The sequence below is a fragment of the Aliifodinibius sp. S!AR15-10 genome (assembly GCF_031569985.1).
In the GTDB taxonomy this organism is placed as follows: Bacteria; Bacteroidota; Rhodothermia; order Balneolales; family Balneolaceae; genus JAMQKA01.
Genome location: NZ_JAMQKA010000041.1, coordinates 20841 through 44395 on the forward strand (window position 1 = coordinate 20841; position 23555 = coordinate 44395).

Here is a 23555-nt window from a genome sequence, read left to right on the forward strand (position 1 = left end):
ATGGAAACAGACATTCTTACAACCGAGGGTACATCATGCTTTCACTGCGGAGAAGAGTGCAGCAGTGATGCCATTCAGGTAGATGAGAAACCGTTCTGTTGCGAAGGCTGCAAGTTGGTGTACCAGGTTTTGGAGGAAAACGATCTGGATAACTATTACCAGCTGCAAGATCAGCCCGGAACTTCTCAGCTGGGCAGCACTGCTCGTAAACGGTTTGATTACCTGGATGATGAATCGCTGCTTGAAAAACTGGCAGATTTTCAGAACGATCACATCACCCGACTCAGCCTATACATCCCCGGCATTCATTGTACCTCCTGCGTTTGGCTTCTTGAAAATTTATACAAGCTGAATGAAGGGATAACTCAATGCAGCGTCAACTTTTTGAAGCGAGAGCTGAGTCTCACATTTGATCACCGGCAGACCAGCCTGCGGCAGATTGCGGAGCTTCTCAATTCCATCGGCTATGAACCTGATCTGCGGCTCGACCGTTTTGAGAAAAAAGCGAAAACCAGACCTGATCACAGGCTCTGGCTAAAACTGGGTGTAGCGGGTTTTGCGTTCGGCAACATCATGCTATTCAGTTTTCCCGACTATCTTGCGGGTACTTCAACGGACCTGGACGGCACTTTCAGCTTTTTCTTCGGATTCCTGAATATTGCACTGGCACTGCCGGTCCTGTTTTATAGCAGCAGCGATTACCTGAAATCAGCGTGGGCGGCTGTTAGGCAGGGAGGTGTCAACCTTGATGTGCCGATCTCAATCGGTATTATGTCGCTATTCGGACGGAGTGTCTATGAGATTGTACTTGGTATTGGTACCGGGTATATGGATTCTTTTACCGGCTTGGTATTTTTTCTGCTCATAGGGCGTATTGTCCAAAAGAAAACCTATGAGCGGTTGGCATTTGATCGCGATTACCGTTCATACCTTCCCCTTTCAGTGACCATCGTTGATGATGAAGAAAAAGAGCACTCAATATCGATCAACAAGATCACCGAAGGTGTACGAATGCTGATCCGTAATCAAGAATTAATTCCGGCGGATGCCACATTACTGTCAGATCAGTGCTTTGTAGATTACAGCTTTATCACGGGCGAATCGGAACCCGTAAAAATTGAGGAAGGCGATACCATCTATGCGGGCGGACGTATTGTCGGTAAATCTGCGTTGATGGTTGCCACGAGGGAGGTCTCAAACAGCTACCTCACCAAGCTTTGGAATGATGCCGCTTTTGATTCTGAATCAAAAGGGATGGATGTCAGTTCGTTGGCAGATCGCATAAGCCCCCATTTTACGCTGGCCGTGCTGGCCATTGCTATGGCTGCTGCACTCTGGTGGCTTCCTGCAGGTGCCGAGCAAAGTATCAACGTATTTACGGCTGTGCTGATTATCGCCTGCCCATGCGCCCTGGCGCTCTCCACCCCCTTTACGTTGGGGTCGGTACTTAACATATTGTCACGTAGTGGATTGTATGTAAAAGGGATTGAAGTGGTGGAAAAGTTAGCGAAAGTGACAGATGTTGTGTTTGATAAAACCGGGACATTGACCCGCTCTGACCAAGCTGACGTCACATTTAAAGGTGATATACTGAAGAAGCAAGATAAGGAGATGATCAAATCTGTCTGCAAACAGTCGGTGCACCCGTTAAGCCAGAAGATCGTGACTTTCCTCGGCGGTATTCCGCTCCGTCCCGTTGAACAGTTCGAAGAGCAGGTTAATAAAGGATTGAAGGCAATGGTCAATGGCCATCATATTTTAATCGGTTCCGCTTCATTTTTGGAGGAGCAATCGGGCGGCAGTTTTTCTGATCAGGAGATTTCTGGACGGGCCGTTTCTGTAGTGCATGTAGCAATTGATGGAAAGTGGAGAGGTTGGTTTGAACTGAGCAGCATGTACCGCAGAGGCATTCCAGAGTTGCTGAGCGGTCTGAAGGAGCAATTTTCAACCTACCTGATTTCTGGAGACAACGATCAGCAGAAACAAGAGCTCGAAGTTTATTTCGATAAAGAATCACTTCTGTTCAATCAAAAGCCGCAGGAAAAACTTGATTTCATAAAGGAACTGCAACATAGAGATCGCCGCATATTGATGGTCGGTGATGGGCTTAACGATGCGGGTGCCCTGCAGCAAAGTAATTTTGGGATCGCCCTAACCGATAACGTCAGCTCGTTTACCCCGGCCTGCGATGCTATCCTTGATGGCGACGCTATTTCCATGCTGGACCGGTTCATCAGTTTCGCCAGGAAGAGCATCCACATTATCCTCTGGAGCTTTGGCATCTCCCTGGTTTACAACATCGTGGGACTCAGTTTTGCCGTGACGGGTCATTTGTCTCCGTTGGTAGCGGCCGTCCTTATGCCGTTGAGTTCAATCAGTATCATGGTATTTACCAGCGTAACTACGCACCTGACCGCTAAGAAAATGGGACTCGCAGCATGGAAGTAATTTTTATGCTTATCGGATTTAGTCTGCTGGTAGCCCTCATTTTCCTTGCCCTGTTTTTCTGGGCGGTAAAATCCGGTCAGTTTGATGACCAGCATACCCCCTCTATTCGCATTCTATTTGACGAAAATAAACCGACACAAAAACAAAACTCATCAACAACCAATAAAAAAGATCAAGATTAATGGCTGTAGAAACGTTTAAATACGATAACGAAATCGTCCGGAAGTTTGGGATCGCGACCGTCTTCTGGGGTATTGCCGGTTTCCTGATCGGTCTTACCGTAGCCTTGAAGCTGATTTATCCCAGCTTTTTAGGTTTTATCCCCGAGCTCTCCTACGGGCGACTCCGACCGCTCCACACCAATGCGGTGATCTTTGCATTTGCCGGTAACGCCATCTTTTATGGGGTATACTATTCGCTGCCCCGCCTGTGCAAGACCCCGATGTGGAGTAATCTACTCAGCAAAATTAACTTTTGGGGATGGCAGGCGATTATTCTTTCCGCTGTCATAACATTGCCTATGGGCTTCAACACGAGTAAGGAATATGCCGAGCTTGAGTGGCCTATCGATATCGCCATCACCATCATCTGGGTTATCTTCGGTATCAATATGCTAATGACGATCTGGAAACGGCGCGAAAAACACCTGTATGTAGCCATCTGGTTTTACATCGCCACCTTTGTTACGGTAGCGGTGCTCCATGTGGTTAACTCGATCGAAATTCCCGCCACCCTCATGAAAAGTTACCCGGTATATGCCGGAGTGCAGGATGCGCTTGTGCAGTGGTGGTATGGGCACAACGCGGTGGCCTTCTTCCTGACGACGCCGTTTCTAGGCATCATGTACTACTTTATCCCCAAAGCGGCTAATCGACCGATTTTTTCCTACCGGTTGTCGATTGTTCACTTCTGGTCATTGATCTTTCTCTACATCTGGGCCGGCCCGCACCACCTGCTCTATACGGCGCTGCCGGGATGGGCACAGGCACTCGGAACGGTCTTCAGTTTAATGCTTATAGCGCCATCCTGGGGCGGTATGCTAAATGGTTTGTTAACGCTGAGGGGAGCCTGGGATCGTGTACGGGAGGACCCTGTGCTGAAGTTCCTCGTGGTTGGGGTTACCGCCTACGGGATGGCCACTTTTGAGGGCCCGATGCTCTCTATAGGAAATGTCAATGCCGTGGCTCACTACAGCGACTATATCATCGGTCACGTGCACCTGGGCGCCCTGCTCTGGAACGGTGGCCTTACGTTTGCGATGCTCTATTACATCACGCCAAAGATCTATAAAACCGAGCTTTATTCAACCAAGCTGGCGAATGTCCACTTCTGGTTTGCCACACTTGGTGCCATCTTCTATGTCATCCCGATGTATTGGGGCGGTATTACTCAAAGCCTCATGTGGAAAGAGTTTACTGCAGAAGGTGTCCTCCAGTACCCGAACTTCCTGGAGACCGTGCAGCAGATCATCCCGATGTACGCACTTCGTGCCGTGGGAGGCAGCCTCTTTATTATCGGGGCGATTATCTCGGTATATAACCTCTGGAAAACAGCAGCTTCCGGGCAGCTTTTAGCTGCTGAGGAAGACCAGGCGCAACCTATCATTGATCCGGCAGCGGGGAGTAATGAAAAATGGCACCGTCGCCTGGAAAGTCGCCCGGTTCAGTTTACCGCGCTTACGCTGGTCGTAATTCTTATCGGAGGCATTGTGGAATATGTGCCGACGGCATTGATCGACTCCAATGTGCCGACAATTGCGAGCGTCAAGCCGTATACACCGCTTGAAGTAGAGGGGCGTGATATCTATATCGCTGAGGGTTGTAATAACTGCCACTCACAGATGATACGTCCTTTCCGTTCGGAGACTGAGCGGTATGGGGAGTACTCCAAAGCAGGGGAATTTGTCTACGATCACCCGTTCCTGTGGGGCTCTAAACGAACCGGGCCCGACCTGCACAGGCAGGGTGGCAAGTACCCCGACTCCTGGCATCTGCGCCACATGCACGACCCGACGTCAACTTCACCCGGTTCCATTATGCCGGCCTATCCGTGGCTGCTAGAGCAGCAGATGGATATGGAGACGATTGATGAACGAATTTCGGCGCTCCGTTCGGTAGGTGTTCCCTACGCTGAAGGATATGAAGATGAAGCGCTGGACGACTTGGAGGCGCAGGCTGAGGAGATAACACAAGGCCTCCATCAGGCCGGTTTTAAGGAGGTTGACGGCATAGAGATTACATCGGATAAAAAAATCATTGCCCTGATCGCATACTTGCAGCGGCTTGGGGTCGATATCAAAGGCAACAATAACCCGTTCGAGGGACTACCATCCAGCAAGGTGATAGGTACGGCAGAACTCGAACAACGATCTGACAATAACTAGGGCTATGTACAAAGAGGTGCTAAGATCAATCGAAGGGGTAGGTATCTTCCCCAGTATTTCACTGGTGATCTTTTTCGGATTTTTTATCTGGCTGGTGTATTACCTGGTGAAAAAAGGAAAAGATCATTTTGAGGATGCCGCCCGGTTGCCCCTGGAGTCGGATCAGGAAATTGAAAACAAGTTATAGGAATGCATTATGAAACTGTTTGATGACGAAAAGGATAAGTTACTGGATCACGAGTACGATGGTATTCGGGAACTCGATAACCATATGCCGGTTTGGTGGCTTTGGCTGTTCTATTTTACCATCGCTTTTTCAGTTGGATACCTGCTCTATTACCAGGTGCTTGGGTGGGGACCCACTCAGCACGAGGAGTACCAGCAGGAAGTGGCCGCTGCGGAAGCTAGATATGGGGCTCCCGAAGAGGAAGGTGATCCTGTAAAAGAGTTTACCTGGACTGTGAGTACTGAAGAATCAGACATCGCAGCTGGAAAAGAGTTATTTATGAATCCTGGTCAGCTTTGTTTCACTTGTCACGGAAACCAGGGACAGGGACTCGTAGGCCCCAACCTGACTGACGAGCAGTGGCTGCACGGATGTTCCCCGAAGGAGGTCGCCGCAAGCATTATTAATGGCTATCCAGATATGGGGATGCTGCCCTATGGCAGTGCCACTAAGATCAGTAATGAACAGGTTCAACAACTGGTTAGTTATATTGCGTCTATACAGGGTACTGAGCCTGCTGATGCCAAGCCAGCTGATATGAGTCGGGCTCAGCCCTGCCAGGAAGGACCACTTAGCTCAGGATCATAAGCATTGTCATTTTCTCATCGGTTGGTTGTTTGCCAACCGATGGGTTAACTTTTCGAATGATATTTAAAATTGAGGATAAATTTTTTTAAGGGTCTTTTAGTTAGCATAGTATGACACGAGATAAAGACATAGAAAATGACAAAGAATCCTTTCGTGATCACTTAACGACAGTGAGCAAAGAGGGCAAACGGAACTGGATATTTCCCCAAAAGCCCAGCGGACGTTATTATGCCGCACGGAATATCGTGGCAGTAATTTTGCTGTTATTCTTTTTCTCTGCTCCATTTATCAAAATTAACGGGCAGCCGCTGCTCTTGCTCAATATTCTAGAGCGGAAGTTTGTAATTTTCGGGATGGCGTTCTGGCCGCAGGATCTTCACTTGCTGGTGTTTGGGGCACTTTCCATTGTCATATTTATCGTTCTGTTTACCGCCGTTTTTGGGAGGCTATGGTGCGGGTGGGCCTGCCCGCAGACGATCTTCATGGAGATGGTTTTCCGGCGCATCGAGTATTGGATAGAGGGCGATCGTGGCCAGCAGATTCGGTTGAATAAAGCACCGTGGAACTGGACCAAGATCTGGAAGAAAACGCTCAAACAAGGCATTTTCTTTGGACTGGCATTTATTATCTCAAACCTTTTCCTGGCCTACATAATTGGGGTTGATGAGCTGTATACTATTGTTACTGATCCTCCCTCAGAGCATTTAGGGGGACTTTCTGCTATGATAATTTTTAGCGGTGTCTTCTATGGCGTTTTTGCTTTTCTGCGCGAGCAGGTTTGCCATTTTATCTGTCCCTATGGACGCATGCAATCGGTGCTGCTGGATAATAATTCCATCAACGTTATGTACGATTACGTGCGCGGCGAACCTCGTGGTAAAGTAGCGGAGCGAAATGATGTGGGCGGGAAAGCCACGCTGGAAGATCTCGGTTTAAGCCCTGAATCTGATTATGGCTACGGCGACTGTATTGATTGCAAGCAGTGCGTTCGCGTTTGCCCGATGGGAATTGACATACGCAACGGCACCCAGTTGGAGTGCGTGCACTGCACGGCTTGTATTGACGCCTGCGATGATGTGATGGATAAGATTGACAAACCTCGTGGGTTGATTCGATACTCATCAGAAGATGCGATTAAAGAGGGCAAGAAGAAAATTCTAACGCCCAGAGTGGCGGGCTACAGCGGCATCCTGGTAGTGTTGCTTGCAATCTTTGTCACACTGCTTAGCATGCGTCCTGATACGGAGACCAGCATTCTGCGTCAGCCGGGCACGCTGTATCAAACCTTGCCTAACAACCAATACAGCAACATCTATGAGATTAAAGCGATCAATAAGACTTTTGATGCGATAGACTACGAAGTGCGTCTGCGGCAACCGGAAGGAGAGTTGGTTGAACTTGGGGACATCAATACAGTTCCCGCCCAGGGTTCTGCACAGGGACGACTCTTGGTAAAGCTTTCCGGAAATCAGCTGACAGAAAGTAATACCGAACTGGTATTCGATATTTATGCAAACGGAAATAAGATAGAAACGGTAACCTCTGGCTTTATCGGGCCGGGCTCCCAGGAGAATTAAAAATGGCGAATGATGAATTAAGAATTATACGGAAATTAACTAATGAGTAACTCATCAAATAAAAACGAAGAAACCGGGTTTTGGGACTGGGGCAAGGGGCTGGCTATTGTGATTGCCTTGTTCGTGATAACCACGCTAAGTGTCGTTTTCTACTTAGTAAGCCTGGACTACTATATGGTCAGCGAAAATCACTATGAAAAAGCTGTCGAGTATCAACAGCAGATAGATCGTATTGAGCATGCCCGAGATCTCGAAAAATCGGTTGAGATAGGCCATGCTTCTCAGGATATCCGGATTCAATTTCCCGACTCCCTGGTTGCCCTGGAACCGGTCGGAACCGTCAGGCTCTACCGGCCCAGTGATTCCAACCTCGATCGTTCATTCAAACTCTCGCTGGATGAAAAAGGTGCTCAATTGATTCCGACAGCAGAGCTTAAACAGGGTAAATGGCTGGTGCAGATCACGTGGGAATCGGATGGCCGTGAGTATTTTGAGGAGGCTGCTGTTTTTCTCTAACTCTTGATCGAGCACTGGAATTATGGAACTGTGGACGGCATTCACAATCGGGCTTTTCGGGAGTTTCCACTGCGTGGGAATGTGCGGTCCCCTTGCCATGGCATTACCCGGTTCAGGAAACGGTGTTGTCCCTGACCTGATCCAAAAAAGTATCTATAACCTGGGACGAATTTTGACCTATAGCCTGCTTGGAGCCATCATTGGTCTGGCAGGTCACGCCGTTTCGCTGGCCGGTCTTCAGCGACCGCTTTCTGTTCTTCTTGGAATGTTGATTATCGCCGGTGCATTTCTCCCCATGATTTCATCAGCCAGCAAACAACGATTTGAACCCCTTCAACATTTTTTTACATGGCTAAAACAAAAGCTGAAGCAGCAACTTAACCGAAAGGGGAAAGGCATGATGCTGATCATCGGCGTGCTGAATGGTTTGCTTCCCTGTGGATTTGTATATGTAGGCTTAGCGAGCTCATTAACTACAGGATCGATTGTTGGCGGTATGAGCTATATGGCCTTGTTTGGGCTAGGCACTTTTCCTGCAATGATGCTGATGGCTATGGCTCCCAACCTGATTAGTCTTAATGCCCGCAGGCGGATAAACCGGTATCTGCCTTTCATGGCTCTCCTTTTGGGCTGTTACCTTGTCTACAGGGGACTTATGATGGCCAATATTTAGTATTGGAAAGACCTTTAAAAATGCCATTCAAAGTAGATAGACTATATATTTACATGATTTTACCCATTCTGATTTCAAGGTCGGTATGCTTAGTAGGTAAAAATTGTCTTTTTAATAATTAACTAATACATTGACAACAGATTAACCGGTTACTTTGCTGTTTTGGTGTAGTGTTATTCACTTCTTTTACAGGGCCGGTTATCTGTTGATGGGATAAAGATTTTGAAAAATTTACAACAAAAATAGTGTTCTGCTGATTGGAAATATCCTTCGGCAGAGGGCTGGGATGTTTTAACTTTAAAACAGGGATAATATATGTCACCAAAAAAGTTCACTCGCAAAGATTTTCTGAAAAATACAACTGGTGCGTTGGCGGGATCGATGCTTGCCAAGCCAGCTGGAGCATTTTCTAAATCTACCCAAACTCAGAAACGAAGGGTTGCCTTGGTTGGGACCGGCATCCGGGGAATAACCTTCTGGGGCCGAACCATCCGTGAACGGTATGGAGATCTCATTGAATTTGTCGGCTTGTGCGATATTAATCCCGGTCGCCTTGAATATGGCAAGGAGTTTATCGGCGCCGACTGCCCAACGTTTACGGACTTCGATGAAATGATGGACACGGTGAAGCCGGATCTGCTTATTGTCACAACGGTGGATGCCACGCATCACATGTTTATTATCGGTGGATTGGAGCGCAATGTGGATGTGCTGACGGAGAAGCCGATGACGACTGATGAAATAAAATGTCAGCGTGTATTGGATGCTGAGGAAAAATCGGAGGCGGACCTTATAGTTGGGTTCAATTACCGATATAGTCCGCATCACACAAAACTAAAAGAAATGCTTGTGAATCGCCGCGTTGGCAAACTTACTTCGGTAGATTTCCACTGGTATCTGAACGTATATCACGGTGCGTCCTACTTCCGGCGCTGGCATGGCGAAATTTCCAGTAGTGGCTCGCTGTTGGTCCACAAGGCTACCCACCATTTTGATCTTCTAAACTGGTGGCTGGATTCCGACCCCGTTGAGGTCTACGCCGAGGCTTCACTGGAACATTATGGTAGTAACCATCCATTCAGAGGCAACAAGTGTCGTACGTGTCCGCACAAAGACAAGTGCCAATTCTATTGGGATATCACCCAGAATGATACCTACATGGACCTGTATGTAGCGAATGAAGAGCATGACGGGTATATCCGCGACAACTGCCTGTGGCGGCATGAGATTGATTCTTACGATAAGATGTCGGTACAGATCCAGTATGCAAATGATGTACAGGTGACTTATTCACTGACCACCTATTCTCCATATGAGGGGATGGAAATTGCATTCAACGGCTTTAATGGCCGCATTGATGCCTGGCATGGCATTCCCTGGAGAGAGCAGGACAAAGTGAACCAGGCCGAACTGCACAGCCAGGAGATGTCCCAGGAAGAGATGGAAAAGGCTACCAACTATGAAGAGATCATGGTGATGGATAACTTCAGCAGCCAGCACGAGCAAATCAAGGTGTTCCAGGAAAGCGGCGGCCACGGTGGCGGCGATGTGCGGCTGCAGGACCAGATTTTCCGTAATCCCGATATGGAAGATCCACTGGAGCATTCGGCCGGAAGTCGTGATGGCGCAATGTCAATCCTGGTCGGTATTGCTGCGCGAAAAAGTATCGAATCAGGTGAACCTGTTCGGGTTGAGGATTTAACATCGATCACCCCTCACCCATCACGAGGTGCCTGAGAATAATCGGTTCGAAATATTTTGAAGTACTTCGAGGCATTGTTCCGGCACGGGGCAATGCCTCTATTTATTAAGAGAATATATTTACAGGGAAATACACTTGCAGCAACCGCAAAGAGGCAGAGGCTGTACAAATAGCAAAAAAAATGGTATTTAAAGCGTTAAAAACCGAGTGCTTAGTAGGGGATCAGCTTCGACAATAGGGTGTTATCTTGCGAATCGTGCTGTAACCTTTCTCCATAGTTATTAATAAAAAAATAACACGATGAAGAATGTAAGATTAAAAGACATCGCAGAACGGCTAAATATTACCAAAGTTAGTGTTTCCAAGGCTTTACGAGATCATCCTGACATCTCGGACGAGACAAGAGAAAAAGTGAAGAAAATGGCGAAAAAGATGGGATATCGACCCAATCTTGTCGCTCGTTCGCTGACTTCTCAAAAAACCAATACTATCGGCGTTATTGTTCCTAAAATAGCGCACACCTTTTTTTCTTCGGTGATCCAGGGGGTTTACCAGGCGGCCCTGGAAACCGATTATGAAGTGATCCTTGGTATTTCTATGGAGGATGACAAGCTTGAAAAAAAACATGTCGAATCTATGCTTAATATGAGGGTGGAGGGCATGTTGATATCGATATCCGAGAAGACAAAGGATATGGAGAACTTTGAGATGGTACGGGATATGGATGTGGACCTGGTTTTCTATGACAGGGGATTTTTTACCGACGATTACACCTATGTGAAGGTGGAAGATCGCGGGGGAGCCCGCAAGGGAGTCCTGCACATGATCAACCGCGGATACAAAGATATCGCCCACCTATCCGGGAAATTGAAGGTAAATATGGGACAGGATCGAAACATTGGCCGGATTGGTCAGGAGCGAAACCTGGGATACCGTGATGCCCTGGAGGAAGCCGGGATGGACATTAATGAAGATGCTATTGTTGAAGGGGGATTTGGCGAACAGGATGGATATAAAGGATTTGAAAAGCTTATGAAGCAACATGGAAAGCCTGAAGCACTGTTCTGTGTTACCTATCCCGTGGGATTAGGGGCCCTTCAGTATATGCTGGATCACGATATTGATCCCGCCGAAATTCCCATTCTTTCATTTGGGAGCAGTGAGTTCAACCAGTACCTGTCGTATCCCTTTATTTGCATCGACCAGCCGTCATTTGGATTGGGACAAAGTGCATTTAAACGACTGGTGTCAGAGATCAGCGCAGAGGAAAAGATGAAGCCTGAACTAATAACACTACCCGCAGATATGATTATTGAGTAGTGGATGCTATGTAATAATTTGGTAAACTAACTACAATTCCATTCGGAATGAGGATTATGTATCCTTTCTTTTTATCCAATTAGTTACCGTTTACTTGATAACTAACCTAATCGATCCTAAGTGAGTGTAAGAAAATCTGGAAATTATATCTCTGAAAAAGCCACCTCATCGGCAATGAACTACCTGTTAATTCCCTTGTTATGTGGATTTATCCTCGGATGCAGCAATTCCACAAAATTGGAGTGGCACCAGGAAGATCAATACCGGTGGGCCGAAATAAAGGAAGGATTTTTCGAAAGTGATGCGACGGGATTTGTCGACCTTTCATCATCTCAAACCAACATTACCTTTTCCAATGATATAACAGAGCAGGAGCTTTCCGACAACCGGCATTACCTAAATGGATCGGGGGTAGCGGCAGGAGATGTTGATGGAGATGGACTTGTCGATCTATACTTTGCCGGCTTGAAAAATTCCAACAAGCTCTACAAAAATCTTGGGCATATGGAGTTTCAGGATGTTACCGAAACGGCAGGAGTGGCCCATGAAAACCATTATTCAACGGGTGCGGTATTCGCAGATGTAAATGGGGATACACACTTGGATCTGCTTGTTAGTTCAATTTACAAGGACATTGCCCTCTATATTAATGATGGGAAGGGTAATTTTGAGATCGATGAGAACAGCGGCCTGGGACCGGGAGAAGGCAGTACCACGATGACGCTCGCTGATATCGATGGAGATAATGACTTGGATCTGTATGTAGCCAAGTACAAGGAGAAATCGGTCAAGGATATCTACACCACCGAGGAACTGGAGTGGAATACCATTTTAAATGAGCCTTATACCGAACAACAACAGACCGGGCCCTACACGCTCATACCTCCATTTGACGAGCACTACGAGATTTTTATGGATGACAACAACCGTTTGGCGGGCCTTGCGGAAACGGGTCAGGTGGACGATCTGTATCTTAATGAAGGGGGAAAGTTTGAAGAAGTTTCTGACACCAAGAATGTATTTCGGGATGAGAATGGAAATCCCTACGGCCTGCAGCCTGACTGGGGGCTGACCGCAAAATTCCAGGATCTGAACGGCGATGGATTGCCGGACCTGTATGTGTGTAACGATTTTTTCACCAAAGACCGGGTATGGATGAACCAGGGAGCGGGCACTTTCCGGTCGATCGATTCACTGGCTATCCGCAATTTGAGCTTTGCCTGCATGGGCGTCGATATGTCTGATATTAACCGCGACGGGCGGCTCGACATTTTTACCGCAGAGATGCTCAGTTCCGAACATGATGAACGTTTGCAGCAGGTGGGGTCAGACGATCCCAATCCAGACCAGTACCGCGAGACCGAGGCGCGTCCAACAAACAACCGGAATTCACTCTACCTTCAGCGAGAGGATCACACCTATGCCGAGATCTCGTACCTTAGTGGTGTGGAGGCCACGGGCTGGTCGTGGGATGCCACGTTCATGGATATCAACTTGGACGGGTTTGAAGATCTGATTGTGAATAACGGCTACCTCTACCATATCCTGGATATGGACGCCCAGATCGGTATGATGCGCCAGGGCCGAAATATGGATGAGCACTTTACGGAGTTTATGCAGAACGCCCCCTCCCTGGATCTGCAAAACCGAGTTTTAATGAATAACGGGGACCTCACGTTCCGCGATCAGAGTGCAGAACTGGGATTTACAGAAAAGGATATTTCACACGGCATGGCCGTAGCAGACCTGGATAATGATGGGGCGCTGGACCTGGCAATAAACCGCATGAACGGGGAAGCCGGAATTTTCCGAAACCGAACGACAAAACCTCGGATTGCCGTCCGGTTAATTGGTGAAGCGCCCAACACCCAGGCGATCGGTGCAAAGGTGAAGCTGGAGGGAGGCCCCGTCGTTCAGCAAAAAGAGCTCTCCTCCGGCGGTGACTTTCTTTCGGGATCAGATCCCTTTGTGGTATTTGCCGCCGATCAGGAAAACCGGAACCACCAGTTAACAATCACATGGCCGGATGGAAGACGAACTCATATTGACAGCCTCCGTTCCTCGCGCATTTACGAGATTCAGGAATCGGAAAGCCAGCGCGTAGAGAACGAATCAGAAACAGCGGTTGCTTCACGTACCCCTATTTTTGAGGATGTGTCCGACCGCATAAATCACCGTCACGATGAAAATGACTTCCAGGATTTCCAGCTTCAGTCACTGCTCCCCGTCAGTATGAGTAAACTGGGTCCTGGCATCTCATGGATTGACCTGGATGGCGACCAGGATGATGACCTGTATATTGGCGCAGGTATGGAGGGTAAGCCCGGTGTGTTTGAGAATATGGGGAAGGGGTCTTTCCGGTCAATGAGCCTTGAAGGTTTAGAGCAAACTACAGCTGGTGATCAAACGGCTGCTGTTGGATGGCATAATGAGGGTAGGACCAACATGGTTGTGGGAAGTGCAAACTATGAGCAGGGGCAGTTGCGCGTTCCTTCTGCCTACCAGTATCATAACGGACAGGGAGGCGGGCAGCTCGATTCTTTAACCAACAATATTTCGACCACAGGGCCATTGTCGGCCGCTGACTATGACAACGACGGAGATATAGACCTGTTTGTGGGAGGACGCTTTATCCCGGGTCATTATCCAATGGATGCTCCCTCCAGGCTATTCACCAATGAAAACGGTTCTTTTGTGATAGATAAAGTGAATTCCCAGAAGTTGCAGAAGGTCGGTATGGTCACGGGCTCCCTCTTTACCGATTTTGATCGTGATGGTGACCAGGACCTGGTGTTGAGTCGGGAGTGGGATTCGGTTATGCTCCTGGAAAATGATGGTGGAATCTTCCGAGACGTTTCTGAGCAGAATGGACTCAGCGATCTAAAAGGCTGGTGGAACGGTATAGCAAGTGGCGATTTCAACAACGATGGATACCCGGATCTCATAGCTACAAACAAAGGACTCAATAGCCCCTACCAACTGGAGATGAACAAACCATTGAGAATGTACTACAGCGATTTTAATGGTGATCAGTGGGTCGAGGTTATCGAAAGTTATGCAGACGGCAACGGGGACTTTGTTCCGAGAAAGCGCCTTTACAAATATGGATCGGTTCCGGTGATTGCAAATCGAATGCGGAGCCATGAGCAGTTTGCCAATACCACATTAAATGAACTGTTTGGCCAGCGTTTGAATAATATCCCGTACAAAGAGGTGAGTACCCTGCAGCATACGCTCTTCCTACGTACAGAAAACGGATTCGAAGCACGTCCACTTCCCCTGGAGGCACAGTTTAGTGTTGCTTACCATGCCGGTGTCGCCGATATGGATAACGACGGGAATGAAGATCTCTTTTTAAGCCAAAACCTGTTTGCCCTGCCGCGACAGGTCCCACGGCAGGATGCCGGGCGTGGGCTATGGCTCAGAGGTGATGGAGAAGGGAATCTCACTCCTGTGCCGGGCAGCATCTCGGGCGTAAAGGTTTATGGAGAGCAGCGCGGAGCCGCATTCAGTGACTTTAACAAGGATGGCAGAGTGGATCTGGCAGTGTCGCAAAATGACTACAATACCAAGCTGTACCTTAACAGGACAGAAAGCAGGGGGTATCGAATTACATTAAGAGGTCCGGCCGTGAACACTGACGCCATCGGATCAAGTATTCGGTTGGTATACGAGGATCAATCAGCGGGACCGGTACGGGAAATACAGGCGGGTTCGGGCTATTGGTCTCAAAATAGCTTTACCCAGGTGATGGGCGCTGGTTCTGACGTCTCACAGATTCAGGTAAACTGGTTTGACGGAAGGCAACAAACGGTGGAGATTGAAAAAGGAAAAATGGATTATGTGATCTCATACCCGGAAAATTAGTTTAGCAAAACGATGTTATGGCCTGTAAAAAAATACTTCCTGCTCTTATAATAACTTTTCTGCTACTAGCCTTGAATGGATGCGGCCAGCGATCTTCGGTGAAAATCGGGCCTCTCTCAATTGATCAGCCGGTCAAGGGCTGGATGATTCTTTCTGACAACGAAGAGGAAGGGTTGCATGTGATTGAAAATGCGGCGCGATACGATATAAATCACCTTCAGATTTCCCACCAGGTCATTCACTCGCTCAGGCATGTCCGCGATAAGGAACGACGAGAGCTTGCCAAGACCTTCACCGATGCGGCCCATGACGCGGGTATCCAGGAGGTCGTCTTTTGGGATCACGCCCTGCACGAGCTGGATTACTATCCCGACCGATTTAAAACGGGGCCAGATAGCACTCTTAATCTGGATAATCCTGATTTCTGGACTTGGTTCAAGAATGATTACCGGGATCTGCTTGACATGGCCCCGGATATACAAGGCCTGATTCTTACATTTATCGAAACCGGTGCGCGTGCAGAGAACCAGTATTCCGAAAAAATGACTACCAATCAACAGAAGTTGGCAGCAGTGGTGAATGCCGTAGCAGAAGTGGTCATTGAAGAGCGCGGCCTGAATCTTTATACACGGACATTCTCCTATACTCATGAAGAGTATGATAACATTGTGGGAGCGATTGAGCTCTTCAAATACCCTGAGATTCGGTTGATGATGAAGGAGACGCCTCACGATTTTTTCCTGACTCATCCCAACGATTTTTTTGCCGGAACGATTGATCATCCCACCATTATGGAATTTGATGCAGCAGGAGAGTTTAACGGGCAGGGCATCATTGCCAATACCTGGCCCGAATATATTCTGCATCGCTGGAGTGATTTTTTGCAACGGGATCACGTAATCGGCTATGTGGCACGAACTGATCGATATGGCGATACCAGGATTATCGACCGCCCTTCAGAGATCAATTTGTGGGCGTTAAAGCGATACGTTGAGGATCAGAGCCTGACAGCGGATGATATTTACAGGGAATTTATTGTTTCAGAATATGGGGAAGATGCGTTTCCGCAAATCAAAGATGCATTTGAAAATTCCTATGACATTGTAACGTCGGTGTTGTACACCCTGGGTACAAACACGGCAAATCATTCCCGTTTGAACTATGATCCCTACAGTTCGCACTGGGCGCGTCATGTCAGCGGAAAGTGGCTGGAACCACCAGTTGGGAAAGTAGGACACGGGGTTGACAAAGAGTTTCACTATTGGAAAGACATTATCAACACGTTGGCGCCAGCCTGGGCTAAAAAAGGGGGGACACAGCTTGAGGAAATACCTGCTGTTATCGAAAATAATTGGCTGGATGAGCAGGAAAATATGTCCGAAGAGTACCTTGATTACGTTATTACAGAGAAGGAGCATGGTATCAAACTGGCCAACGAATCTTTGCAAAAAATTGAAGAAGCAAAGCCCGTTTTATCTGAACAGGATTTCGAAGAGTTACACCAGTATTTTGCACGTACCCTGCTTACCGCCCGGCTTCACCGTGATGTGGCTGCTGCGTATTTCGGATTTCGTATCTATGCCCGGGGAGAGGAATTTCGAACGGAATCTCTAATGGAGAAGACAAAATCCGCTTTACAGCAGATTCCCAAAATTGCCAACCAGATCAAGAATTATCCCCATTACGTTCAAAGCGGCCAATGGAACTGGCGGGCGGATGCCGAGCAAGCTATGTGGTATTACGATAAGATTACGAAGGAAGGATGGCCTGAGGAAAATGACGAAATCCCGGTTACTTTTTCTGGGATAACCTTCCCGCTGGAATAAAGTGGAATGCTTGTTAAAGTTTAATGCGTTTGCGGGTTGAGAAGATCCATAACCGGTAAACGGGTTAAAGTTAACGTCAGTTCGACATAAAGAACTGTCATTGTGAGGGATTCAGTGACCTTTTGGATCCCGACACCTGTCGGGAGGCAATAATCTCCCAATGGGGGAACAAAAAAGACGGGGAGATCGCCGCGTCGACCTCATCGTTAAGCCAAAAAGGGCAACAAAGCCTCCTCGCCATGACAGTTGTTATTTTGAGTTAGTCTTATCTTGAACTCAGGTTAAAATTAATTTTGTAGTTTTTGCAGCTCTTCTTTTGTCCATTCGCCACTGTGCTCCTCTGTAGCTTTTCGAATGCTGGAAACGGTTTCAATGGCAACGGGTGGAGCGTCATTCTCCCAGGACTGCCGGATATAGGTCAGGACGGCTGCAACCTCTTCATCCGTCAGGTAGCTGTGAGAGGGCATCACACCGGCAAATTCAGTATCCCTGTTTGTGTAGCCCTTGAGCAAAATACTGGTCAGTGCCGCAGGATCCTCGCGATTTACCCACCGGCTACCGGAAAGTGCCGGTGCCACTCCTTCGATCCCCCCTCCCTGGTTGCCGTGGCAGGCCATGCAGTTACGGAACTGTTGTTCGCCAAGCTTGTACAAGCGCAGTTCTTCACCGGCCAGTGTGGGACTATCAGTCTCATTATTATTCTCCGCATCCCGCAGTCGTTCCAGTATCCATTTTTTATTTTTGTCATCAGTTCCATCCCAGGAGTAGGCTGTTTTAAGAAGTGCAAGCATGTCAGATTCTTTCCCATGCACCCCGGTCAGGAACTTCTCGCGAAAATAAACACTGTCTAAATTTCTGTTTAAGATATCTGCCATAGCCTCGTTTTGTTCTGAGCCGTTTGTGGCTCCCAAAGTGGCAAGCAGCTGAAGCTGTGTGTAGGGCGCATCCTCATTTTTTGCCGTCTTAACCAGGGAATTACTTACCTCCGGATTACTTCTTACGCCCTGTTCAAGTATACGGACAGCAGCAGCCCGTATCCGGGAATGCGTATCCTGTAAAGCATCAGTAGCGATGGTATAAAGTGCGTCAGGTTTATAGATATTGCGGTCATAACCTTCAAGAGTCCAAAGAGCCTGCAACCGGGTATAAAATACTTTCTGTTGATTTCTAACCAGGTTTTCAAGCTGGGGAATCACTTCTTTCGGGGACCGCTGGACAAGAAGCTGCTGTGCGGCATCGCGCAACTTCCCGTTTTTATGGGATAGGAATTGGAGGAGTTGTTCGGGAGCACTTTGCGTTAGATTTGGAGTGTCGTAATCTATTGGCCGATCATCTCTGACTATTCGGTAAATTCTGCCAAATTTACTGTCACCAGCCGGTTTATGGAGGTCATGTTCAACTGCATAATCTCTTAAATGATCAGTTAAGTAATGGGCATGCTGGAAAATCCCCTGGTACATATCCACCACGTATATTGCCCCATCAGGCCCATTATAGAGATTTACAGGGCGAAACCGCTCATCCGTGGATGTCAGAAATTCGCGACCCTCATAGGCAAATTGGGCCTCGGCAGTAATTGCCTCAGGATCTTTATCCAGGTTAACCAATCGTTTAATCAGGTTGCCCGCGGGTTCCGGGACAAAAGCGTTCCCCCGGTAGGCCTCTCCAAACTGATCTCCCCGATAAATTACCGGCCCACAGGTGGCGGTGCTCCGTTTCAGTGTACCATCTTCACGTACAATCTCGTTGATGCGATAACCCCGGTTTACCCCAGTCGGATGGGCCGGCCACATCGTTTCACTTTCGGCAATACTGCTGTTTATCCCTGCCTCCAGGCTAAATTTTGGATGGCGATGGCTATAGCTGTATGGAACCAGGTGAGAGACCAGGGTTCTTGAGTTATGGGTGGAATAGAGACGTCCCCAGTCGTCTTGGGTAATCCCCCACTGCGTCATCTGTTCAAAAGGGCGTGTTTGCCAGCCACCGTTGACGCGTCTCAGGCTAACGTCGCTGTACACACTGTATATCCAGTTGTCCATCCCCCACATCAGACCATTGTCCATATGCTCAACATTGTCTGATTCTGGATCGCCATACCGGTTGAAGACCAGTTCCTTGGTGTCGCCAATGCCATCACCGGTTGTATCTTGTATGAACCAGGTGTTGGGTGGTTCGGCAATCAGGACGCCATCATCAAGCACCTTTATGGACCGTGGTAAAACAAGACTATCCATAAATACCCAGTTGTGATCGATCTGTCCATCGCCGGTGGTATCTTCGAGGACTACAATCCGGCTTTCCGGTACCTGTTCCATCTCCGAGGTCTCTTCTGCACTTTTATTGTGCACCGGCATATAGGAGCGCATTTCAACGACCCAGAGTCGCCCGTCCGCATCTATGTCCATCGCCACCGGGTTTACAACATCTGGTTCGTGAGCAACCAGTTCGATGCGAAATCCATCTTCCAGTTCAAAAGTTTCAAGTGCTTCGTTGGGAGCTAGTGGTGGTATTTTTAGAGAAGCGTAATCTCCATAATCGGGTGAGTTCATGTTTTTAGTTAGAGAATCAGCCTTGGCTGCAGAAATATTAGCAAATTTCGGGACCGTTGGCCCGGCGTTTGATGCGGTCCTGGATGTACAACCAGTAATAAGCCACATTGCTATCCCTGCAATTGTGATAAATACCAAAGGCCGGATTGATATTAGAACGCTTGTTTTGTAGTTGGGGGATAAAAGAGATTGTCCTTGTTGTACCATTAGATAGTGAACTGTGACTTCGTATAGGTTATTGTATTTTAAATAAAATTACGGAAAGAGGGCTGCTCATGGCTAAGCACTAAATAAAAGTTGTTTTGAATAATTACAAAGAGCTCTTTCTGGAAAAAATAAAGAACGTTTTTACCGGTTAAATCAAGTATGCGTAAAATGTGTGCTATACCCTATACCGTCTTTTCTGTTATTTCGAGTGGAATCCCGATGGTTTTTTCGGGATGGAGTCGAGAAAACTCCGTATCCCAAGAGGTAGATTTATCCATTACGAGTCCCGATGAGCCTTCGGGGCCGCTCTCCAGTCGAAATGACAAAGACAAAGGATAGATTGCATTTTGCTCTTCTATGCTCAATCGATGATCGAGTTATAAAGAGTTCCGGGTTTGTTTTTCCAATATTTAATAGGATTAACAATTTGAATTTGCGAATCCACACAAATTTAATTAACTAATAGTCGGTCGAATAGTTAACGGTTAAGTAAATCGTTAACTGATTAGAATGGGGAAACGACCAATCGGATGCTGCCGGGATGCAGCAGCTATTTTTTTCGATGCTTACTTAACCGGTTAAATTTCTCTGAAAAAGTAAGTACTTAACCGGTTACACTTCTCATTCTACTCAATAAGACGGGATAACTAGAAATAATAACTAAGGTGATACTATGGGAAATAAGAACCAAACAATGCGATTAATATTTGGTTTGCTCATGGGAGTTTTCTTCTGTGCAGCAATGCCAGCGTATGCGCAACAAATTAGTGGAACGGTAACGGATGCAAGCACGGGGGAGACACTTCCCGGTGTGAACGTATTCTTGGCTGGAACGCAAACAGGTACAGCCACAGGTGCCGAAGGTAACTACGAAATAACAGGTATCGATCCGGGGTCCTACACCTTGGTAGCCTCATTTGTAGGTTACGAACGGTATGAAACCGAGGTCAATATCTCCAGCGGTCAAACTCTGAATTTGGATATCCAAATGACTCAGGGTACTCTGTTGGGTGAAGATGTTGTGGTTGTCGGGTATGGTACCCAGCAAAGAAGCGCAGTAACAGGTGCCGTTTCGTCTATATCTGGCGAAGATCTGAATGAAGTTCCGGTAACCTCGGTCGATCAGAGCCTTACGGGGCAGACTGCTGGTGTAGTTGTGTCTTCTGGCGGGACAAAGCCCGGTGATGGTGCTTCAATCAGGATTCGTGGTAACCGTTCAATTAATGCAAGCAACGAGCCGCTGTATGTAGTCGATGGTGTCCCGATATCTGGTGGCATCAGGGATATTAACCCGCAGGACATTGAATCTATTGAGGTGTTGAAAGATGCTTCTGCGACTGCAATTTATGGTGCCAGGGGGTCTAACGGAGTTATTATTGTAACTACCAATCGTGGCTATGACGGTGAGCTTTCGGTTGAGTACAACGGTTCTATCGGTTTTTCTAAAGCTTTACGCCAGGTAGATGTGATGAATGGGGAAGAGTATGCGGAATTAAACCGTGAAGCTCATCGCGCAGCTGGGCAGTATTCAGGAAATGATTCACAATTCCTTGAGCCTGGCGAATTGGAAAACCTGGAGAACGGTGTTTATCAGGACTACCAGGATATGATTCTTCAGACGGGTGTACGCCACAATCATCAACTTGGAATATCCGGTGGTAATGAAAATACGCGATACCACGTTTCCATTGGTGGACTTATGCAGGAAGGGATTCTGGCACCGGAAGATTTCAGCCGTTACACTACACGCCTGAATCTTGATTTTGACGTTAGCGATAATATCAGCATCGGTACCTCGACACTGGCCAGTTACAGTGTGCAGAACGGGGGCGATCAGGGTTTTTATGGTGAGGCTTTAGCAAACAGTCCGCTTGGCGTACCATATGATGAGGAAGGGAATTTACGATTCCAGCCGATCAATGATGGGCAGCGTTCCAATCCACTTATTGAGGTGCTTCCCGAAACGTATGTCGATGAAGAACAAAGACAGCGCATTTTGAGCAATATTTTCGCTGATATTGATTTCACCGACAATTTAAGTTTTCGAATGAATTTTGCACCGGATATCCGGTATGAGCGAGATAACGACTACCAGGCTTCTCGTTCACGTGATCAGTTCCAAGGACCCGCTGCTGCGCAGAGAGGGGAGGAATTCGTTTTTGAGTACACCTGGGAGAATATCGTACGATATCAGCAGGATATCACCGATGTGCATTCCATTGATGTGACCGGCTTGGTTAGTTTTCAGGAGTTTAATGAGGAAACATCATTCACATCAGTTCGGGGTATCCCGGTGGAAACGATGGAGCTTTTCAACTTTGGAGCTGCCGAGGAGATTTTGGGTGCTGATACCAGCTTTGAAAAATGGAGTCTGTTTTCGAGCATGCTTCGTTTAAACTACAATTACGATGACCGGTATTTCCTTACGGCTACAGGTCGAAGAGACGGTTCCTCACGATTTGGTGAAGAAAACGAGTACGGATTTTTTCCATCGGTAGCACTATCCTGGAATATTTCCAACGAGGATTTCTTCTCCACTGAGGGCGTTTTCTCTGATTTGAGAGTTCGAGTGAGTTGGGGCAAAACAGGGCAAACCGGTATTGACCCCTACCAGACGCAGGGACTTCTTGCCAGGACGCAATACAACTATGGCGGAGATGCGGCATTTGGATTCGAACCCTCCCAAATTGCTAACCCTGAGCTGAAGTGGGAGACCACGACCTCAACCAATGTGGGAGTTGAGTTTGGAATACTTGACTCGCGAATCACGGGTAGCATAGATGTTTATCGCCAGGAAACCAGTGACTTGTTGCTGCAACGGCAATTACCCATTACCAGTGGATACTCCAGTATTTTGGAGAATGTCGGTTCTACCCGGAACACCGGTATAGAGGGAACACTTTCCGCCGATATTATCCAGGCTACAGGTAGGGATGCATTCCAGTGGTCGGTTGATCTTAACCTGGCCTCAAATAAAGAAGAGATCGTAGAACTGTACGGTGGTACACAGGATGATGTAGGAAACGAATGGTTCATCGGTGAGCCGATCGATGTGTTCTACGATGTTGATCAAATAGGCGTTTGGCAGCTGGACGAAGAGTCAGAAGCAGCTAATTACGACCAGATTCCAGGTGAGATCAGGGTAAGAGATGTGAATCAAGATGACCAGATTAATGCAGCAGACCGGGTCATCATTGGTCAGGAAATGCCGAAACTGTCGGGTGGCTTGAATACCCGTTTCAGTTATAAAGGGGTCGACCTGTCGGTATTCTTTTACGGCAACTTCGGTCATACCATCGATAGCGGCATACATGACGATGCCATGGTAGGTCGATACAACGAGTTCGATGTGGATTACTGGACTCCGGACAACCCTGTAAACAGGCATCCACAGCCGACCATAAACCGTGAGTTTCCAATTTATAATAGTGCCCGGCACTATTACGATGGCGATTTCATCAAAGTCCGGAACGTCGTGTTAGGGTATAACGTCCCAAGTCATATCCTGCAGGATGCCCTTGGTATCCAGGCACTCAGGGTGTATGCCAATGCGCAACAGCCGTTTATAATTTCGCCTTATGTGCAAAACCATCGCGGTATCGATCCAGAGAATCCAGGAACCGGTACCCCGGCGCAGTGGCAAATGAACTTTGGAATTAACTTAACATTTTAA

The 23555-nt window shown here is 47.6% G+C and carries 16 protein-coding genes; 14 read left to right on the top strand and 2 right to left on the bottom strand.

Translation table 11 applies throughout. From position 1 onward, the window contains the following. The 12 genes from NC796_RS20020 to NC796_RS20075 all read left to right on the top strand — a co-directional run bounded on the left by NC796_RS20020 (window position 1) and on the right by NC796_RS20075 (window position 17126). Window positions 1-2448 (top strand): heavy metal translocating P-type ATPase metal-binding domain-containing protein, encoded by a 2448-nt coding sequence (locus NC796_RS20020; RefSeq protein ID WP_310687137.1) that lies wholly within the window; start codon window positions 1-3, stop codon window positions 2446-2448. After that, window positions 2439-2630, top strand: a complete 192-nt coding sequence (gene ccoS, locus NC796_RS20025; RefSeq protein WP_310687139.1) for a cbb3-type cytochrome oxidase assembly protein CcoS — start codon at window positions 2439-2441, stop codon at window positions 2628-2630. The genes NC796_RS20020 and ccoS overlap by 10 nt, the downstream gene beginning before the upstream one ends. After that, window positions 2630-4831: a cytochrome-c oxidase, cbb3-type subunit I gene (ccoN, locus tag NC796_RS20030; RefSeq protein WP_310687143.1), complete on the top strand. Its 2202-nt coding sequence runs from the start codon at window positions 2630-2632 to the stop codon at window positions 4829-4831. Before ccoS ends, ccoN begins: the two co-directional genes overlap by 1 nt. Window positions 4832-4835: 4 nt before the next feature. Beyond that, complete coding sequence (locus tag NC796_RS20035; RefSeq protein WP_310687145.1) at window positions 4836-5018, top strand: cbb3-type cytochrome c oxidase subunit 3; 183 nt, start codon at window positions 4836-4838, stop codon at window positions 5016-5018. Between the two features lie 9 nt (window positions 5019-5027). Further along, window positions 5028-5645, top strand: a complete 618-nt coding sequence (locus NC796_RS20040) for a cbb3-type cytochrome c oxidase N-terminal domain-containing protein (protein ID WP_310687147.1) — start codon at window positions 5028-5030, stop codon at window positions 5643-5645. Window positions 5646-5755: 110 nt separating this feature from the next. Further along, entirely contained in the window at window positions 5756-7222 is a 1467-nt protein-coding gene (ccoG, locus tag NC796_RS20045; protein ID WP_310687148.1) for a cytochrome c oxidase accessory protein CcoG, read from the top strand. Window positions 7223-7264: 42 nt separating this feature from the next. After that, window positions 7265-7738 carry a FixH family protein gene (locus tag NC796_RS20050; RefSeq protein ID WP_310687150.1) on the top strand — a complete coding sequence of 158 codons (474 nt, stop codon included), beginning with the start codon at window positions 7265-7267 and terminating at the stop codon, window positions 7736-7738. Between the two features lie 22 nt (window positions 7739-7760). After that, window positions 7761-8411, top strand: coding sequence for a sulfite exporter TauE/SafE family protein (locus NC796_RS20055; protein ID WP_310687151.1), 651 nt, complete (start codon window positions 7761-7763; stop codon window positions 8409-8411). A gap of 315 nt (window positions 8412-8726) precedes the next feature. Then, window positions 8727-10148 carry a Gfo/Idh/MocA family oxidoreductase gene (locus tag NC796_RS20060; RefSeq protein WP_310687152.1) on the top strand — a complete coding sequence of 474 codons (1422 nt, stop codon included), beginning with the start codon at window positions 8727-8729 and terminating at the stop codon, window positions 10146-10148. Between the two features lie 265 nt (window positions 10149-10413). Continuing rightward, a complete protein-coding gene (locus NC796_RS20065; RefSeq protein WP_310687154.1) occupies window positions 10414-11433 on the top strand; it encodes a LacI family DNA-binding transcriptional regulator in 1020 nt (339 codons plus the stop codon). A gap of 120 nt (window positions 11434-11553) precedes the next feature. Continuing rightward, window positions 11554-15300, top strand: a complete 3747-nt coding sequence (locus NC796_RS20070) for an FG-GAP-like repeat-containing protein (protein WP_310687155.1) — start codon at window positions 11554-11556, stop codon at window positions 15298-15300. 17 nt (window positions 15301-15317) lie between these two features. After that, a complete protein-coding gene (locus NC796_RS20075) occupies window positions 15318-17126 on the top strand; it encodes a hypothetical protein (protein ID WP_310687157.1) in 1809 nt (602 codons plus the stop codon). Between the two features lie 287 nt (window positions 17127-17413). On the opposite strand, the gene NC796_RS20080 is transcribed toward NC796_RS20075, so the two are convergent. Continuing rightward, a complete protein-coding gene (locus tag NC796_RS20080; RefSeq protein ID WP_310687159.1) occupies window positions 17414-19675 on the bottom strand; it encodes a c-type cytochrome in 2262 nt (753 codons plus the stop codon). Between NC796_RS20080 and NC796_RS20085 the strand changes: the two genes are divergently transcribed. Then, window positions 19674-19847 carry a hypothetical protein gene (locus NC796_RS20085; protein ID WP_310687160.1) on the top strand — a complete coding sequence of 58 codons (174 nt, stop codon included), beginning with the start codon at window positions 19674-19676 and terminating at the stop codon, window positions 19845-19847. The genes NC796_RS20080 and NC796_RS20085 overlap by 2 nt on opposite strands. A 217-nt stretch (window positions 19848-20064) precedes the next feature. Here NC796_RS20085 and NC796_RS20090 read toward each other — a convergent pair whose 3' ends face one another. Beyond that, complete coding sequence (locus NC796_RS20090) at window positions 20065-20247, bottom strand: hypothetical protein (RefSeq protein WP_310687162.1); 183 nt, start codon at window positions 20245-20247, stop codon at window positions 20065-20067. Between the two features lie 308 nt (window positions 20248-20555). Between NC796_RS20090 and NC796_RS20095 the strand changes: the two genes are divergently transcribed. Next, window positions 20556-23555, top strand: coding sequence for a TonB-dependent receptor (locus NC796_RS20095; RefSeq protein WP_310687164.1), 3000 nt, complete (start codon window positions 20556-20558; stop codon window positions 23553-23555).

Excerpts from the sequence above, each read along its gene's own strand:
- NC796_RS20020 (WP_310687137.1), top strand. The coding sequence starts at position 1 with ATGGAAACAGACATTCTTACAACCGAGGGTACATCATGCTTTCACTGC.
- ccoS (WP_310687139.1), top strand. The coding sequence starts at position 2,439 with ATGGAAGTAATTTTTATGCTTATCGGATTTAGTCTGCTGGTAGCCCTC.
- ccoN (WP_310687143.1), top strand. The coding sequence starts at position 2,630 with ATGGCTGTAGAAACGTTTAAATACGATAACGAAATCGTCCGGAAGTTT.
- NC796_RS20035 (WP_310687145.1), top strand. The coding sequence starts at position 4,836 with ATGTACAAAGAGGTGCTAAGATCAATCGAAGGGGTAGGTATCTTCCCC.
- NC796_RS20040 (WP_310687147.1), top strand. The coding sequence starts at position 5,028 with ATGAAACTGTTTGATGACGAAAAGGATAAGTTACTGGATCACGAGTAC.
- ccoG (WP_310687148.1), top strand. The coding sequence starts at position 5,756 with ATGACACGAGATAAAGACATAGAAAATGACAAAGAATCCTTTCGTGAT.
- NC796_RS20050 (WP_310687150.1), top strand. The coding sequence starts at position 7,265 with ATGAGTAACTCATCAAATAAAAACGAAGAAACCGGGTTTTGGGACTGG.
- NC796_RS20055 (WP_310687151.1), top strand. The coding sequence starts at position 7,761 with ATGGAACTGTGGACGGCATTCACAATCGGGCTTTTCGGGAGTTTCCAC.
- NC796_RS20060 (WP_310687152.1), top strand. The coding sequence starts at position 8,727 with ATGTCACCAAAAAAGTTCACTCGCAAAGATTTTCTGAAAAATACAACT.
- NC796_RS20065 (WP_310687154.1), top strand. The coding sequence starts at position 10,414 with ATGAAGAATGTAAGATTAAAAGACATCGCAGAACGGCTAAATATTACC.
- NC796_RS20075 (WP_310687157.1), top strand. The coding sequence starts at position 15,318 with ATGGCCTGTAAAAAAATACTTCCTGCTCTTATAATAACTTTTCTGCTA.
- NC796_RS20085 (WP_310687160.1), top strand. The coding sequence starts at position 19,674 with ATGTTTTTAGTTAGAGAATCAGCCTTGGCTGCAGAAATATTAGCAAAT.
- NC796_RS20080 (WP_310687159.1), bottom strand. The coding sequence starts at position 19,675 with ATGAACTCACCCGATTATGGAGATTACGCTTCTCTAAAAATACCACCA.
- NC796_RS20095 (WP_310687164.1), top strand. The coding sequence starts at position 20,556 with ATGGGAAATAAGAACCAAACAATGCGATTAATATTTGGTTTGCTCATG.